Here is a 15,396-nt window from a genome sequence, read left to right as displayed (position 1 = left end):
ACTGATAATCTGGCATAACCCATTTAACCGCTGAAATTTATCGGACCGCCCTGCTCCAGCGCCCGCTGCCAGGCTGCCCGTTGCTCCATGCTTTCCAGCCAGCGCTGGCTGGCGGGCATATCACGCAAACCGCTGCGCGCGCGCATCGCCAGCAACGGAAAACTCATCTGGATATCGGCAATGGTGAAACGATGACCGGCAAAGTAAGGATGCTGGCTCAGATGTTGCTCTATCACGCTACCGTGCAACACCAGTTGTTTGTTTAGCCAGGCTTTCTGGATACCCGCGCTGAGCGCTTTGCCCGCCGGGCGCAGCAGCCAGGGCACGGGCTTTTTGCCCAACTGGCCGAATACCAGCTTCATCACCAGCAGTGGCATCAACGATCCCTCGGCATAATGCAGCCAGTAGCGAGCCTGAATCTGCGCATCCTCATCGGCAGGTTTCAGCCGATACTCGGCATCATATTTTTCTGCCAGATATTCGAGAATGGCCCCGGACTCCGCCACCACGCGATTGCCATCGGTGATCACCGGGGATTTGCCCAGCGGATGCACTTTTTTCAGCGACTCCGGTGCCAGCAAGGTGCCTTCACGTTGGTAGCGCTTGATTTGATAAGGCACCGATAACTCTTCCAGCAGCCACAGCACCCGATGTGAACGAGAATTTTCAAGATGGTGAACAGTGATCATCATGGCTTCCTGACCAATGGATTGACCCGGCAAGTATAGATGATGAGGAATCAGCGTTTCTGTTCGTCCTGTTGTGGATCGAGTAACACTGCGCCTGAACCCTGCTCTGCCAGCCGGTCACCGGGGTTGCGTAACGGACAGTCGCGCATCGACAAACAGCCGCAGCCGATACAACCGTCGAGATCGTTACGCAGCCGCGTGAGCGTTTCAATGCGTTTATCCAGCTCCTCGCGCCAGTGCTGGGTTAATGCGTCCCACTCCTGGGTCGACATACGTTTGTTGGCAGGCACATGCATCAGGCTGTCGCTCACCGTGGCGAGCGGAATACCGATGCGTTGCGCAATTTTAATGATTGCCACGCGACGCAGCACATCACGGCTGTAACGCCGCTGATTGCCGTTGTTACGCGTGCTGGAAATCAAACCTTTGGTCTCATAGAAATGTAGCGCCGAGACCGCCACGCCGCTGCGCTTCGCCACTTCGCCCGGCGTCAGGACGGGTTTCGGGTAGTTGCGTTCTTTTTTCATTTGGCTCTTTACCTCAAGTTAACTTGAGGAATTATACTCGCTCCCCATTGAAACTTCGAATATCTACTCAGAAGGATGTGGTTATGATGCAAGAGGAAATCATTCATTCACTGACGCACTGGATCGATCAGAATCTGGATAAAACCCTGTCAATTGATGAAGTAGCGGCCAAATCAGGTTATTCCAAATGGCACCTGCAACGTATGTTCCGTACCGTGACGAAACAAACGTTGGGCGGCTATATCCGCGAACGTCGCTTAACGCTGGCAGCAGAAGCGCTGCGCCAGACGCAACGCCCGGTATTTGATATCGCGATGCAATACGGTTACGACTCACAGCAAACTTTTTCCCGCGTATTTCGCCGTCAATTTTCACAAACACCGACCGCCTATCGCCATACCATGCGCCGCCAGGCGATGATCCAGCGTCCACGGCTGGTGAGCTTTGATTGTAACGAGAATTTGGCCAGCTTTACCCAGCGTACCACCGGCGAGTGCTGCCCGATCCGCTAATCCTTGCTGCGCGCCCCCTGCGGGCGCAGTTAAAAAGACGCGCGATAAATCGCGCCGCTACGGTTCCGTACTGTGGTTTATCAGGTCAGCATAAATGCTGACCCTACGCCTGGAACAAAATCCTCCCCACTACATCGATAAAATTTTTTCTACCATACCAGGTATAAATTTTGTTCAAAGTTTCAAATCGAGTGATATAATGTGACCCAAGTCACAGAATAATACGTAGTACGACGGCCTGAAGGGCCTCCCTGACCTTCCTTCTTTGCCGCCAGTGATGTCCGATGAGTGTCAGGGATGTTACTGATTCATAGAGGTTCGTTGCAGATGGCTACTTTAACCACCAGTCTTATCGTTATGCGCTGGGAATTGCTGAGCGCAATAATGATGTTTTTCGCCAGCACCCTGAAAATTCGTTTTCGTCAGAACAGCCACCATGTGATGGCACTGATGTGCGGCGGAATCGGCCTGGGCATGTCCTGCTGGTTTGTCACCGGCCTGTTGGGCATCACCCTGAGCCTGGAAAATCTGCATAACTTTATGGAAATCACCAAAAACGCCTTCGTACAGGTGATGAGCCAGACCCCTGCCGATTGGCCAATGCCCTGATTTCTGGCAATAAAAAACCCCGCATCGCGGGGTTTTTTATTTTGCTGTGTGATTTCAAATTTTCTTCAATACGGCCGGGATGTTGACATCCCCCACCGCACCGCCCGGGGTCTTCGCACCGAGACGGTCCTGAATCCACATATCACCCATCATCTGATTAAGCCCACGATCCAGTCCGGTGACCATCCCAGCCCCTGGCGTAAACGTCAGCTCGCCAAAGTAAACCTGCTGTTCGTGGATGTACCAGTCAACACGCACATAATCGAAATCACTCGCCAGTTTCTTACTCAACGCTAAGGCATGTTGCAGTGCTGCCAGCTGCGCCGAGATATCCAATCCGGTATCACGGATCTTATGATAGGCCTCATCCAAGGTGTTGACATAAAAATTCATGGATATTAACGGGTTACATCGATTATAAATCACCTGCAGCACAAATTCGAAGTTGCCATCGCGCTTATTAAACATATGGAATTTGTAATCAATCGGTGCGGTTTTGCCGTCACCAATGTATTTCTCCACCAGAATGCGCGGCTTGATGTAACGGTAATGAATCTCACGCGCCTCATCCGCATAGTCCTTTTTCAGCCAGCGCTGGCAGTTGCTGATGATCTGCTGCTTTTTCAGCGCATCCGGTTCTTCCAGCAGGATTTCCACCATATTGGAACCGTGATTAGGCTTGATCACCGTATTCTTCCAGCTCGGCAGCGTATGCAGTGAATGAGGGTCGCTGGTTTCATATAGCAATGGGATCAAATATTCGCTGCCTACCTTCTCGGCGACGTAGTCACGAACCGAATATTTATCCGACAGACGTCCATAATTCTGGTAATCGCCATAAACAAACTTACGGTACAGGATCTTTTCGTTAAACACTTTCGGCTCACGCAGATTGGGTAAACGACGGAATTTACGGAAATAAAAAATCCGATCCTGATAAGCCCAGGGCATTTTCCTGATGAAATACCGCACACTTTTTCTCAGTTCATCTTTCAACTTAAGCATATCTGACCTCATTTGTAGGTTTTGTAGTTGAGTGAGGAAACCTGAATCTTGTAAATGACGCCGTTTCTGAAGAAGTAATTCATTACGGTGAGGGACAGAAGTTCAGTCAGGAAAACGCTCCAGGCAGCGCCCATAATGCCGTACCCCTGAATCAGCCACCACGACAGCGGAAGACCGATGGCGACCAGGCAGAGAATTTTCCTGAGCAAATAATTAAATCCTCCCTCTTTAACGATATAGCGGTATGCGACGGTCCCCATCGCCGAAAAGCTGGAGGCTATCGACAGCAACGTAATGAGACTTCCTGACTGCGTATAATCGTGACCATATAAAGCAATGATGATTTTTTCGCCATATAAGGCGATGACTAATAACAGAATCAATGAAACACCCAACACATAACCGTTCAGACGCGCCGTAAGCTTAATTGCCGCTTCGCCGCGCTCTCTGAAAATTTCAGAAAAACTGGAAGTGATGATGGCGAGTGGAATAAAGGTCCACGATGCCGATATGGTATTGGCCGCAGCGAACAAGCCGAGGTCGCGCGCTGAAGCGATACCGACCAGGAACATCTGGGCAGTTTTCACCTGTACAGAAATAAAGATGCTGGAAATCGCCAATGGCAGGCCGGCATACAGCAGATAGCGCAGATAAGGGCCACGTTTCACGCGCGCCGGTGATTGCTCCTGGTTCTCGCGATAAAAGTTGTAGCGCTTGATAGCGTAGGGAACCAGCGTCACTGCCACGATCGACAGGGTCAGCCATAACGGGCTTAGCCGAAACCAGGCAATGGCGAAACTGAGCGAGAAGCCCAGCAGCAGGCCGACAGAGTTAGCAATGGTATTAAGGCGTGAGGCCAGACGCGCATTGTTATACACGCTGAAAGTGTCCTGGGTCACAAACACTGAGGCGATGAACGAGGCCAGAGCAAACGCAAGGAAGTTTTCCTGCATATTGTACCAGACCCAAATCAACACCGGCACCGAAGTCAGCACCAATAACGCCAGCCGCAACGTCCGCGCCACGTTCATCAGACGCACCCCTTTCGGCGCACTCTTGCTGATGGTTTTGAACAGTATCGTTTCGGTGCCAAACATCGCTACGGTCTGCACCATAGAGAAAAGTGAGGTAGAAAACGCCATTTGACCAAACACCGTTGGGCCAAAGGATTTTGCCACGTAGGAGGTAACAAATATGACGCCAAAAACAGAGACAATCTTCTCAGACATCATCCAGGCGGCATTTGACATTACGCTTAATTTCATCAACTCGTCCTTAGTATTACTTACTGCTACTGCAAGCGGTACAACGTCCTTGAAAAGAATTAAACAAGTCTTAGTGGGCCTGACTTAAATTAATAACTTCAGACCATGCTGGCCCGAAAAATGAGACTCGCATCAGGATTCAGAGAATGAATTCAGGAAAATTCCGATTAAATCCGGTGCGAAACTCTGCGGATGTAAACGATTTCAGTCTAAATTTCGACTAAAAGCTTACTGGCACATCCTGTCAATTTTGCAAGCAGGTTATGCCGATTTTCCAATGAATGTAGTATTTTTCCGCAGTTGGGATGAAATGAATCTATATCAAAAACCCAATACCAGGAAGGTGTTCAACAGCAATCAGAATAAAATAAGACTTATCCCATGATGATATTTATTACAAATAACTTAATTTAATCCTCGCAATTCTAATCGCGCACTTTAATACTGCATTAATAGTGTTTTTGCAGTACCAGATATTAATACAGTAATTCTCATCCACTAATTGATAAGAAAGGTAATAGCATTTATGAGAAAGTCACGATATAGCGAAGAGCAAATCACAAATGCCATTAAAGCTTCTGAAACAGGAGTGAAAGTCAGGGAGATTTGTGAGGAGCTTGGCATTTCCGAGGCCACTTTCTATAGCTGGAAGAAAAAATTCTCCGGACTCTCTTCTGAGGAAGGTAGAAAAATCAAAGAATTGGAGGATAAGCTCCAGATACTCACCCGCGAGTTACAGGCACTCAGCTCTGATAAGGAGATGCTGCAAAGCGTGCTGAAAAATTTCTTCACCACCAATGAAAAGCGCCAGGCGGTTAACTTTCTGCAAACCACCTTCGACATTGGAACCCGTCGCAGCTGCCGCTTGCTGGATATTAGCCGCAGCGTTTATCACTATCCTTCAGGTACAGATAATCGCTAATACTTTCGGGGCCGTTGTTATTTGATTTAATGCTGGGATTTGTTCTTACCAGAAGAGATGAAGGCCATTTAATTCAGTGTTCATAACATAACAATTCGCACCACGTTTTCCTGATGAGTTTCATCACGGAACCACTTCCTTTTTTGCGGTAAAATTGATTCACATCAGCAAAAGTCTCGCTATTCAAGCTATTTACGCCCGACCCAATCTCATTTCGGTGAGATTGGGGCTTTCATTATTACTTAACCAACATTAATGCTCTGCACTGAATACGGATTATTCTGTTTAGCAATGATGAACAACCCAATGAAATCCTTCTCACCATACTCTTTTTTAAACTGGAACTACGGCGATTTCGGGTGATCATCGTCTTTCTGCCCCAAAGAACTATTCGTGCTTTTAACGCCAGGAATTATCCTGAAGAGAAACGTTATCATTACTAAACATTAAAGCGATCCCCGCTGCCTGTAGCATTAATATCACCTCACTATTCATCGCTAAACTTAAACAATTTCTCCCACAGCGATCGCGAAAGAATCTCAGCTAATCTGCAACACCTTAAGGAAAAGGTGGTTCCGGCAGCGCAAATTCAGTGCCAAAAGGCGCTAAAAAGCGCGTCAGGGCCGGAGGTTTTCTCCATATTTCGCTCTCGTTGCGGCCCACTCCCTGGTTAATCAACCCTTTCGCCGGGGAAATCCAGCGCATATCAGGATAAATTTTGTCCTGATACCCGCGTTGAGATATACCATTTCATTGTAGAAAGGAGTGCAGATAGCGCGGGAATAGTTATAAGACGCCATTTTTTACGCGCAAAAATGGCAAAAGGAGAGGATTTCAGGCTGGTGTTATTCTTAAAAATGCTGGCATTTCACGATGCCAGCTTAATGGCTGGCATCGTCATACGCTTAAATCTCCAGCGGTGTCACTACTGGCTGCGGTTTGATGCGCATTGCCGTGATAACCCCGATGATCAGGCAGCAGATACCCACCGCCGTTAATACTGGCGGCCAGCTTTGTCGCCACAGGAAGGTCCAGAACAGCCCGGACAAGGTTTCAAACACAATCAATGGCCCCATAATTACCATCGGCAGACGCTGGCTGGCAGCGTTCCAGCACAGCGTCCCAAGCCATGAACAGAACAGGCCAATCGCCAGCATCAGCAGCAGAAACACTTCGGGTTGCGGGCCAAACGGCAGCCCAAAGCCCGGCTGCTGCCAGTGGATCTGCCCACATACCAGTAAATAAAACACCAGCGCCAGGGGTAATGTCACCAGCCCCTGCGCCGTCGCCCAGCTACCGGGTTTGTGCTGAGGATGGCTGCGCAACCAGCGCGCATTACGTAACGGATACCAGGTCCAGCAGCCCACCGCCAGCACTGCCAGCAGCAGGCCGGTAAGATAACGTGACCAATCCAGGGCCGCGCCCTGAGCCTGCAACTCGGCGGCGTTCACGCAGATCAGCCCAACGGAAATAATCAGCAAGGCAGGCGTCAAACGCCGCCAGGGTAAGCGCCCTTCCAGGTGTCCATAGCAAAGGTTGGCTGTCACCGACATCACCACCGGTAACGTGCCGATGATCATGGTGGATACGGGCGCACCGGTGCGCTGAATGGCGCTGGCAAGAAAGGCGTAATACATCAGGTTGCCCACCAGTGACAGTTTCAGCGCTTCAACCCAGTCTTTACGCGCCAGTTGGCGCAGACGCCGCCGATCCAGCCAGGCGAGGGGTAAAGCAATCAGTCCAAAAGCAACATAGCGTCCTGCGGACTGTAACGTTCCGGGGTAATCCGGCACCAGCAGCGGGCCGACAAAGATCAGCCCCCACATCAATCCCGCCGCCAGCGCGAACAATATTCCAGCTAACATAATCTCTTCCTTTATCGCAATTCCGCCACAGTGTGACGGAACACCGCCGCAAAGGCTTGTAGCAGATTGCTGTTAGCGCGCAGGAAAGACCTGTTTCTGGTAGCGGCCAGGGGTAATGCCGTAACGATGGGCGAAGGCTCGCGTCAGGTGCGCCTGGTCGGTTAAGCCGACGGCGGCTGCCACCGCCGCCGCACTCTCCCCCTGAGCCAGACGCAATTTGGCGTCATAAAGACGGAACGCCATCAGCATCTGATGTGGCGTCACATGAAATTGCTGGCGGAAACTGCGCAGAAAATGCCACGGAGAGAGTCCCGCCAGCGTTGCCAGCTCATCCAGCCTGACCGGTTCGGCGAGGTTATCCCGCAGATAAGATTTCACCTGATCGAAACGGTGTCCCCCCTCAGCAGGACGTGATTGCCCGCGGCGCGCCAGCGGACGCAGCAATTCCAGCAGCTCGGTCAGCAAACCTTCACGTTCCAGAGCAGTGTCGGCCTGACATAAAGCCGCCAGCCGCAAAGAAAACGGCTGCGCCAGGCGTGCATCGGTGCGCAGCGCGTCGCTGAACCACCAGTTGCGGTCACCGGTGAGCCTTTCTATTTCATCCGGCTGAATGTAGATCATCCGGTAGCGCCATCCTTCCTCGCAGGCTGACTCGCCGGTATGCAACTCGTCAGGATTCATCATCACCAGAGAATGCTGCGGCGCGGTGTAATGGGTGCCGCGATAACGGAAACGCTGCGCACCGGACTCAATGGTGCCGATGCCAAAGGCTTCGTGAGTATGCGGTTCAAAGGCATAACGGGAGATGTGCGCCTGGTACAGCTCGATGCCGGGCAGTTCAGCAAATTGCTGGAACTGCGCCCGATCGCGCTCACAGGGAAAAGTTGCAGGAACCACTGACACGGCACACCTCCATCGTTAATCAGATAACCAGCATGCCCCGTCAGGCAGGTGAAATGCAAAACAGATTTGCTTTACCTGTGACGGGTTTCAGCGCGACACTGACGCGCAGGCATATAAAGGAGACAATGATGAGCAACAATGTGGTGATGGTGGTGGACATGCAGAACGGCGTGCTGGCAACGCCGCGTTTTGATCGTGCCGGGCGTTGCGCACGCATTAATCAGCTAATCGCTGCCGCCGACCAGGTGATTTTTATCCAGCACGTCGGCCCCGGACTTGAGGCCAATAGCGCAAGCTGGGGTATCGTACCTGAGCTGCAGCAACCGGCTGACGCTATCTACGTCAATAAAACCGCCTGCGACAGCTTCTGGCAAACCGAACTGGCGGCAAAGCTGACGCAACACGGTATTACCTCTTTAGCGATCTGTGGCTGTGCGACCGATTATTGCGTCGATACCACCATCAAAGTCGGTGCCAGCCTCGGCTATCACATTACCGTTGCAGCCGACGCGCACACCACTGCCGATCGCACCTTTGCTTCAGCTGAACAGCTCATCAACCAGCACAACGAAGTCTGGGCAGATCTGATTCTGCCGGGCAATCCTGTGCAGGTTCGCCCGACAGCCGAACTGATCTCCAGCTGGCAGCTGGCAGCCGTTAACCCGTAACCGGGCCGCCGAGGCTGATCCCCTGAAACTCATCTGGCAGCGACAGCTTATAAATGGCAAAGCGCGCAGCCGCACCTGGTTGCGCTGCCAGTGGTTGTTTTACCGGAATGTAGAGCTGCCGATCACCACTGATAAAAGTGCCGTCTGGCCTCAGTAGCCGCTCATCACTGGTCAGCACCCGCGTTTCACCGGAGGGAGCAAGTACCCGAATGTTGTGGGTCACGGTTTCGGAAAAATAGATATTCCCCGCCGAGTCCATGCAACAACCACCAGAGAAATTATTGTCGTACACCTGCTCAACATGGCTGATGAGTTGCTCATCGCTCAGATCAGTTTGTTGCAGCCAGCGGGTCTCCACACGATATAGCGGGCCGGTTGGCGCTGCCCAATAGAGCCACTGACCATCGGCGGTGATTTCGATCATATCGCTGTTGGGCGGATGGAAGGTTTTACCGCCTTTTATCCCGGATAACATCGCTGGCGGGGCTTTGTCTGACGCTTTCACCACGCGCGTGCCTGACAGGCGACGCTGCGTTTTGCCACTGACCATGTCATGCACGATGATGCCGCCCAGGCCGGAATCGGTAATATAAAGCGAGCTACCGTGGAAACGCAGATCGTTCATTTGCGCGCCCGGTGGCAGAATCTGATCGTCAAAACGCAGGACTTGCAGGATTTCACCACTGTGAGCATTCAGCTGCACCAGTTTCTGTGCCCCAGGCTGCGGCACCGCATCTTCTGGCGAGAAGACCCCCGCGCTGAGTGAACCCTGATCGACACACCACACCGTATCATCCGCAAAAATATGCACGGAGTTAAGGTAGACAAACGCATTGCGTCCATCTTTACCTGGCTGCCATTCATTCCAGCTATTGCCAGGGAAGGGTCGCAAGGTGCCATCGGCTTCACGCCGTGCCAGTGACGGCGTCGGCTTATCTTTGGCATAGCGCGGCAAGCCGAGAAACAGCAGATTCTGACGCGTCAGCGCCACCTGATTCGCCATCCACGGTGAAACTAACACTACATCCAGTGGCAAAGGATCTTCCGCAGTGAACGCCTGAACATTGCGGGCCACGCCCAGCGCACCGAGGGCGAACAAAAATCTACGGCGGTTGAGGTTCACTCACGCTCCTTATTCAGCCGTGATATTGGGTCAGACAGGATGGCGGAGCGGGATAGCGTATGAACGGCTTTTTGTGCCACTTCAGAGGGAATGTGGCAAAAGGTTAAATGATTACCAACCCTGATCAGAGCAAAAACCATTGCAAAGAACAGACAATTGTCAATAATGATATATGACAAATGTCAGAGGAGACGTCATATGAAAACCTATATTCCGCACGGGCAGCCCCATGATAATGCGCTCTGGCGCGTCGCCGGCCTGGCTCCCCGGGGGCTTGAGTTAACCCGTATGCTTGAATCTGGTTTACCTGTCGAAGTGATCGACAATATCCGTCACTGGTCTTCCATGTCTCGCTCAGAGATTCTGCAAGTCACCGGCCTCAATGAACGCAACATCGCACGTCGTAAAAGTGCTGGCAAAAGCCTTTCACCGGACGAAAGCGAACGGGTTGCCCGTTTTGTGCGTGTGATGGATGCCGCAGTGAAACTGTTTGACGGTAACAAACAGGATGCAACTGCGTGGTTGGGTCGACCAGTAAAAGGTTTAGGTAATATTGCGCCAATTACTCTGTTGATTAGCGAGACCGGTGCGCTGGATGTGCTGGACTTGATTGGCCGACTGGAACATGGTGTCTTCGCGTGATTTTTTATCGACTAACCAAAAGCATGTATGCCGCAGATGCGTGGAATGGCTACGGCGCAAAACAATATGGTGGTCGCTGGAATCACAAAGGCTATCCCACGATATATGTCGCCAGTTCAATCGCGCTTGCCGCCCTGGAAATACTGGTACATGTCGCGAAAGAGTCGCTGCTGGATAATTACAGCTTATTCAGCATTGAAATCCCCGATGATGATGTGACCCGGCTCCCTGCTGAATATTTGCCGCAAAACTGGCGGCAGGACCCGGCACCCATTGCGACCATGGATTTGGGAACCGGCTGGTTACAATCTGGTGAGGGAGCAGCACTTATTTTGCCGTCCTGCATTATTCCTATGGAAAATAATGCGATCCTCAATCCGCAACATCCAGCCTTTCCGTCGTATCTGGCGAGTGTGAAAGAGCTTCCCTTTGTCTTTGATAGCCGGTTGATTTCGTAGTCTTGCGATTTATCGCCTCAATTTTGATCAATTTTTTTGAATAATTTCAGCAAAACCCTCAGCTTTTAATCACCAGGCTACAGGTCTATTATTTCTCACATCGGGGCACAACGCTCCACCAACTAAAAATTATCTCTGAGGAAATGACCATGAAATCTATCAAAACTTTCGTTGCAGTTGCGGCCCTGTCACTGGTTTCTTTCGGCAGCTTCGCACAGAGCATCACCGCTTCCGCTACGACTCTGGATGGTGCCGAAGCCAAAATCGCCGCTCAGGCTGCACAGCAGGGTGCGCAGTACAAAATTACTGAAGCACACGCCAATAACCGCGTTCATATGACCGCAGAACTGTATAAATAACGGATGGTCGTACAGGGAAGTACCGGGACAGGTCGCCGCAAGGCGGCCTTTTTCGTATGTGGGGTTTGGGTGATAAATCAGGCCGTTATGACGGAATTGAAGCCATAAAAAACCCCGGCAAGCGGGGTTTTTATAACGTCTGCGAAAAAAATCGACTCAGAACGGGATGTCGTCATCAAAGTCCATCGGCGGTTCATTGTTCGCCGGTGCGCTCTGCTGCTGCGGACGCTGCTGTGCGCCGCCGCTGAACTGGTTACCGCCGCTCTGCTGCGGCTGCTGTGGCTGGCCCCAGCCGTTATTGTTGCCGCCACTCTGGCCGCCCATCGGCGCACCACCGGCACTAGCGCCCTGCTGACGTCCACCCAGCATCTGCATGGTGCCGCCAACGTTGACCACGATTTCCGTGGTGTAACGATCCTGGCCGCCCTGGTCCTGCCATTTACGGGTACGCAGCTGACCTTCAATATACACCTGCGAACCTTTACGCAGATATTCACCCGCTACTTCCGCCAGTTTGCCAAACAGCACAACACGGTGCCATTCAGTAATCTCTTTGTTTTCACCGGTTTGCTTATCGCGCCAGCTTTCTGACGTAGCCAGTGTAATGTTGGCAACTGCACCACCATTCGGCATATAACGCACTTCCGGATCCTGACCCAGATTCCCGACAAGAATCACTTTGTTAACGCCACGACTGGCCATGTTGCTGTCTCCCGATGAGTTGATGCGTCAATTCTAAACGATCAAGTCTAACATGTCCTGGCTGCTGTTCCCACTTTCGAGCACGCTTCCAGAATAGACAAAAAAACACAAAATACTGGATATTTATTCAGTCTATTTTTTGTGCCATAATACGCGTTTCTTCTGGCCGCCGTCGGCAAGGCGCGGCGAGTGCTTCTAATCCGGGAAAGGTGAATGGATAAGATCGAAGTTCGTGGTGCCCGCACCCATAATTTGAAAAACATCAACCTGATCATCCCTCGCGACAAACTCATTGTGGTTACCGGCCTGTCAGGCTCCGGTAAGTCCTCTCTGGCGTTTGATACGCTGTACGCGGAAGGTCAGCGTCGCTATGTGGAGTCGCTCTCTGCCTATGCGCGCCAGTTTCTTTCTTTAATGGAGAAGCCGGACGTTGACCATATTGAAGGTCTCTCGCCCGCCATCTCCATTGAGCAAAAATCCACGTCCCATAACCCGCGCTCGACGGTCGGCACCATCACGGAAATCCATGATTATCTGCGTCTGCTGTTTGCCCGCGTCGGTGAACCGCGTTGCCCGGATCATGATGTCACGCTGGCGGCACAGACTGTCAGCCAGATGGTGGATCAGGTGCTGTCGCAGGAAGAAGGCCGCCGCCTGATGCTGCTGGCCCCGGTGGTGAAAGATCGCAAAGGCGAACACACCAAAACGCTGGAAAACCTGGCGACCCAGGGGTACATCCGCGCCCGTATTGATGGCGAGGTGTGCGATCTGTCCGATCCCCCGAAGCTGGAGCTACAGAAGAAGCACACCATCGAAGTGGTGATTGATCGCTTCCGCGTGCGTGACGATCTCGCCACCCGTCTGGCCGAATCCTTCGAAACCGCGCTGGAACTCAGTGGCGGTACGGCGATTGTGGCTGATATGGATGACAGCAGCGTCGAAGAGTTGCTGTTCTCGGCTAACTTTGCCTGTCCGATATGTGGCTACAGCATGCGTGAGCTGGAACCGCGTCTGTTTTCGTTTAACAACCCGGCGGGTGCCTGCCCGACCTGTGACGGTCTCGGCGTGCAGCAATATTTCGATCCTGACCGCGTGGTACAAAACCCGGAACTGTCACTGGCTGGCGGCGCGATCCGCGGCTGGGATCGTCGTAATTTCTACTATTTCCAGATGCTGCGCTCCCTGGCAGAACATCTGGATTTCGATGTCGAAGCCCCGTTCAACAGCCTGAGCGACAAAGCGCAGCAGGTGATTTTGTATGGCTCCGGCAAAGAAAGCATTGAGTTCAAATATATCAACGACCGCGGCGATACATCGGTGCGTCGCCATCCGTTTGAAGGCGTACTGCATAATATGGAGCGCCGTTATAAAGAAACGGAATCCAATGCAGTCCGCGAGGAACTGGCCAAATTTATCAGCAACCGCGCCTGTGCCAGCTGCGAAGGCACCCGCCTGCGCCGCGAAGCACGTCACGTGTTCGTGGAAAATACCAATCTGCCGACCATCTCGGATATGAGCATCGGTCACGCGATGGATTTCTTCCGCGACCTCAAACTGAGCGGCCAGCGCGCCAAAATCGCGGAAAAAGTGCTGAAGGAGATTGGCGATCGCCTGAGCTTCCTGGTCAACGTGGGGCTGAATTATCTTTCCATGTCACGTTCCGCCGAAACCCTTTCCGGCGGTGAAGCACAGCGTATCCGTCTGGCGAGCCAGATCGGTGCGGGGCTGGTTGGCGTGATGTATGTGCTGGATGAACCCTCCATCGGTCTGCACCAGCGTGATAACGAACGTCTGCTGAGCACGCTGATTCACCTGCGCGATCTCGGCAACACGGTGATTGTGGTGGAACACGATGAAGATGCTATCCGGGCCGCTGACCATATTATTGATATCGGTCCAGGTGCCGGGGTACACGGCGGCCAGGTCGTGGCTGAGGGTGATGTCGATGCCATCATGGCGCATGAAGACTCCCTCACCGGGCAGTTCCTGAGCGGCAAACGTGAAATCGCCGTGCCGAAGGAACGTGTCAAAGGCGATCCGGCCAAAGTGCTGAAGCTAACCGGCGCACGCGGCAACAACCTGAAAGATGTGACGCTGACGGTGCCGGTTGGCCTGTTTACCTGTATCACCGGCGTCTCCGGTTCCGGTAAATCAACGCTGATTAACGATACGTTGTTCCCGATTGCTCAGCGCCAGTTAAATGGGGCCACCAGCGGCGAACCCGCACCGTATCGCGAGATCGCCGGCCTTGAGCATTTCGACAAAGTGATCGATATCGATCAAAGCCCGATCGGCCGTACTCCGCGCTCTAACCCGGCTACCTATACCGGCATCTTCACCCCGGTACGTGAGTTGTTTGCCGGTGTGCCGGAAGCGCGTTCCCGTGGTTATAACCCAGGCCGCTTCAGCTTTAACGTGCGCGGCGGACGCTGTGAAGCCTGTCAGGGCGATGGCGTGATCAAAGTGGAAATGCACTTCCTGCCAGATATCTATGTCCCCTGCGATCAGTGCAAAGGCAAACGCTATAACCGCGAAACGCTGGAAATTAAGTACAAAGGCAAAAGCATCCACGAAGTGCTGGAGATGACCATTGAAGAAGCGCGTGACTTCTTTGATGCCGTGCCTGCGCTGGCGCGTAAGTTGCAAACGCTGATCGATGTGGGCCTGTCTTATATCCGCCTTGGGCAGTCTGCCACCACCTTATCCGGTGGTGAAGCACAGCGCGTTAAACTGGCGCGCGAGCTGTCGAAACGCGGTACTGGCCAGACGCTGTATATCCTCGATGAGCCGACGACCGGCCTGCACTTCGCTGATATCCAGCAACTGCTGGAAGTGCTGCATCAGCTGCGTGACCAGGGCAATACCATCGTGGTGATTGAGCACAACCTTGACGTGATTAAAACCGCGGACTGGATTGTCGATCTTGGCCCGGAAGGTGGCAGCGGCGGCGGTGAAATCCTGGTAGCAGGGACACCTGAAACCGTGGCGCAATGTGAAAAATCCCACACGGCACGCTTCCTTAAACCAATGTTAAGCAAATAATTCCCTGCCCAGGCCCGCGATTGCGGGCCTGATTTTTTCTGCCGGATTCCGCAGCGAAATGCAGAAACAGGCAAGAATCAGACAACTTCAGGCATATACGCTTTC

16 protein-coding genes are annotated in these 15,396 nt (G+C 52.4%); 8 read left to right on the top strand and 8 right to left on the bottom strand.

The annotated features are described in order from the left end of the window. Positions 1–23: 23 nt before the first annotated feature. Positions 24–689, bottom strand: a complete 666-nt coding sequence (locus CUN67_RS01500) for a glutathione S-transferase family protein (protein ID WP_208717048.1) — start codon at positions 687–689, stop codon at positions 24–26. A 50-nt stretch (positions 690–739) separates the two neighbouring features. Then, on the bottom strand, positions 740–1,216 hold the full coding sequence (gene soxR, locus CUN67_RS01495) for a redox-sensitive transcriptional activator SoxR (protein ID WP_084871857.1): 477 nt from the start codon (positions 1,214–1,216) through the stop codon (positions 740–742). 83 nt (positions 1,217–1,299) lie between these two features. Here soxR and soxS point away from each other — a divergent pair, with 83 nt between their 5' ends. Further along, complete coding sequence (gene soxS, locus CUN67_RS01490; RefSeq protein WP_084871856.1) at positions 1,300–1,728, top strand: superoxide response transcriptional regulator SoxS; 429 nt, start codon at positions 1,300–1,302, stop codon at positions 1,726–1,728. A gap of 327 nt (positions 1,729–2,055) precedes the next feature. Next, positions 2,056–2,337 carry a YjcB family protein gene (locus CUN67_RS01485; protein WP_208713709.1) on the top strand — a complete coding sequence of 94 codons (282 nt, stop codon included), beginning with the start codon at positions 2,056–2,058 and terminating at the stop codon, positions 2,335–2,337. A gap of 54 nt (positions 2,338–2,391) precedes the next feature. On the opposite strand, the gene CUN67_RS01480 is transcribed toward CUN67_RS01485, so the two are convergent. Together CUN67_RS01480 and CUN67_RS01475 are read right to left on the bottom strand one after the other, a co-directional pair. Next, on the bottom strand, positions 2,392–3,342 hold the full coding sequence (locus tag CUN67_RS01480; protein WP_208713708.1) for an ATP-grasp fold amidoligase family protein: 951 nt from the start codon (positions 3,340–3,342) through the stop codon (positions 2,392–2,394). A gap of 8 nt (positions 3,343–3,350) precedes the next feature. Further along, entirely contained in the window at positions 3,351–4,607 is a 1,257-nt protein-coding gene (locus CUN67_RS01475; RefSeq protein WP_208713707.1) for an oligosaccharide flippase family protein, read from the bottom strand. A gap of 526 nt (positions 4,608–5,133) precedes the next feature. Here CUN67_RS01475 and CUN67_RS01470 point away from each other — a divergent pair. Further along, positions 5,134–5,529, top strand: a complete 396-nt coding sequence (locus tag CUN67_RS01470) for a transposase (RefSeq protein ID WP_084871852.1) — start codon at positions 5,134–5,136, stop codon at positions 5,527–5,529. Positions 5,530–6,434: 905 nt separating this feature from the next. Here CUN67_RS01470 and CUN67_RS01465 read toward each other — a convergent pair. Next, positions 6,435–7,394 carry a DMT family transporter gene (locus CUN67_RS01465; RefSeq protein ID WP_208713706.1) on the bottom strand — a complete coding sequence of 320 codons (960 nt, stop codon included), beginning with the start codon at positions 7,392–7,394 and terminating at the stop codon, positions 6,435–6,437. Positions 7,395–7,466: 72 nt separating this feature from the next. Beyond that, positions 7,467–8,297 (bottom strand): AraC family transcriptional regulator, encoded by an 831-nt coding sequence (locus tag CUN67_RS01460; protein WP_208713705.1) that lies wholly within the window; start codon positions 8,295–8,297, stop codon positions 7,467–7,469. Positions 8,298–8,422: 125 nt separating this feature from the next. Here CUN67_RS01460 and CUN67_RS01455 point away from each other — a divergent pair, with 125 nt between their 5' ends. Next, positions 8,423–8,965 carry an isochorismatase family protein gene (locus CUN67_RS01455; RefSeq protein WP_439332270.1) on the top strand — a complete coding sequence of 181 codons (543 nt, stop codon included), beginning with the start codon at positions 8,423–8,425 and terminating at the stop codon, positions 8,963–8,965. Here CUN67_RS01455 and CUN67_RS01450 read toward each other — a convergent pair. Continuing rightward, positions 8,955–10,088, bottom strand: a complete 1,134-nt coding sequence (locus tag CUN67_RS01450; RefSeq protein WP_208713704.1) for an L-dopachrome tautomerase-related protein — start codon at positions 10,086–10,088, stop codon at positions 8,955–8,957. The two genes, CUN67_RS01455 and CUN67_RS01450, sit on opposite strands and share 11 nt — an antisense overlap. 198 nt (positions 10,089–10,286) lie before the next feature. Here CUN67_RS01450 and parS point away from each other — a divergent pair, with 198 nt between their 5' ends. The 3 genes from parS (at position 10,287) to CUN67_RS01435 (ending at position 11,547) form a co-directional block, all read left to right on the top strand. Beyond that, entirely contained in the window at positions 10,287–10,730 is a 444-nt protein-coding gene (parS, locus tag CUN67_RS01445; protein WP_208713703.1) for a type II RES/Xre toxin-antitoxin system antitoxin, read from the top strand. Further along, entirely contained in the window at positions 10,727–11,188 is a 462-nt protein-coding gene (locus CUN67_RS01440) for an RES family NAD+ phosphorylase (RefSeq protein WP_208713702.1), read from the top strand. Before parS ends, CUN67_RS01440 begins: the two co-directional genes overlap by 4 nt. Positions 11,189–11,337: 149 nt before the next feature. Beyond that, the gene (locus tag CUN67_RS01435; RefSeq protein ID WP_208713701.1) at positions 11,338–11,547 is read left to right on the top strand and encodes a YdgH/BhsA/McbA-like domain containing protein; all 210 of its coding nucleotides are present in this window, start codon (positions 11,338–11,340) and stop codon (positions 11,545–11,547) included. A gap of 156 nt (positions 11,548–11,703) precedes the next feature. Here CUN67_RS01435 and ssb1 read toward each other — a convergent pair whose 3' ends face one another. Next, positions 11,704–12,249, bottom strand: a complete 546-nt coding sequence (ssb1, locus tag CUN67_RS01430; RefSeq protein WP_208713700.1) for a single-stranded DNA-binding protein — start codon at positions 12,247–12,249, stop codon at positions 11,704–11,706. Between the two features lie 213 nt (positions 12,250–12,462). Between ssb1 and uvrA the strand changes: the two genes are divergently transcribed. Continuing rightward, complete coding sequence (gene uvrA / locus CUN67_RS01425; RefSeq protein WP_208713699.1) at positions 12,463–15,291, top strand: excinuclease ABC subunit UvrA; 2,829 nt, start codon at positions 12,463–12,465, stop codon at positions 15,289–15,291. The last annotated feature ends 105 nt before the right edge of the window (positions 15,292–15,396 follow it).

Source organism: Pantoea cypripedii (assembly GCF_011395035.1).
In the GTDB taxonomy this organism is placed as follows: Bacteria; Pseudomonadota; Gammaproteobacteria; order Enterobacterales; family Enterobacteriaceae; genus Pantoea; species Pantoea cypripedii_A.
This window is presented reverse-complemented; position numbering and strand designations above follow the sequence as displayed.

Coding starts and splice junctions, on each gene's coding strand:
- CUN67_RS01500 (WP_208717048.1), bottom strand. CDS start 689: ATGATCACTGTTCACCATCTTGAAAATTCTCGTTCACATCGGGTGCTG.
- soxR (WP_084871857.1), bottom strand. CDS start 1,216: ATGAAAAAAGAACGCAACTACCCGAAACCCGTCCTGACGCCGGGCGAA.
- soxS (WP_084871856.1), top strand. CDS start 1,300: ATGATGCAAGAGGAAATCATTCATTCACTGACGCACTGGATCGATCAG.
- CUN67_RS01485 (WP_208713709.1), top strand. CDS start 2,056: ATGGCTACTTTAACCACCAGTCTTATCGTTATGCGCTGGGAATTGCTG.
- CUN67_RS01480 (WP_208713708.1), bottom strand. CDS start 3,342: ATGCTTAAGTTGAAAGATGAACTGAGAAAAAGTGTGCGGTATTTCATC.
- CUN67_RS01475 (WP_208713707.1), bottom strand. CDS start 4,607: ATGAAATTAAGCGTAATGTCAAATGCCGCCTGGATGATGTCTGAGAAG.
- CUN67_RS01470 (WP_084871852.1), top strand. CDS start 5,134: ATGAGAAAGTCACGATATAGCGAAGAGCAAATCACAAATGCCATTAAA.
- CUN67_RS01465 (WP_208713706.1), bottom strand. CDS start 7,394: ATGTTAGCTGGAATATTGTTCGCGCTGGCGGCGGGATTGATGTGGGGG.
- CUN67_RS01455 (WP_439332270.1), top strand. CDS start 8,423: ATGATGAGCAACAATGTGGTGATGGTGGTGGACATGCAGAACGGCGTG.
- parS (WP_208713703.1), top strand. CDS start 10,287: ATGAAAACCTATATTCCGCACGGGCAGCCCCATGATAATGCGCTCTGG.
- CUN67_RS01435 (WP_208713701.1), top strand. CDS start 11,338: ATGAAATCTATCAAAACTTTCGTTGCAGTTGCGGCCCTGTCACTGGTT.
- ssb1 (WP_208713700.1), bottom strand. CDS start 12,249: ATGGCCAGTCGTGGCGTTAACAAAGTGATTCTTGTCGGGAATCTGGGT.
- uvrA (WP_208713699.1), top strand. CDS start 12,463: ATGGATAAGATCGAAGTTCGTGGTGCCCGCACCCATAATTTGAAAAAC.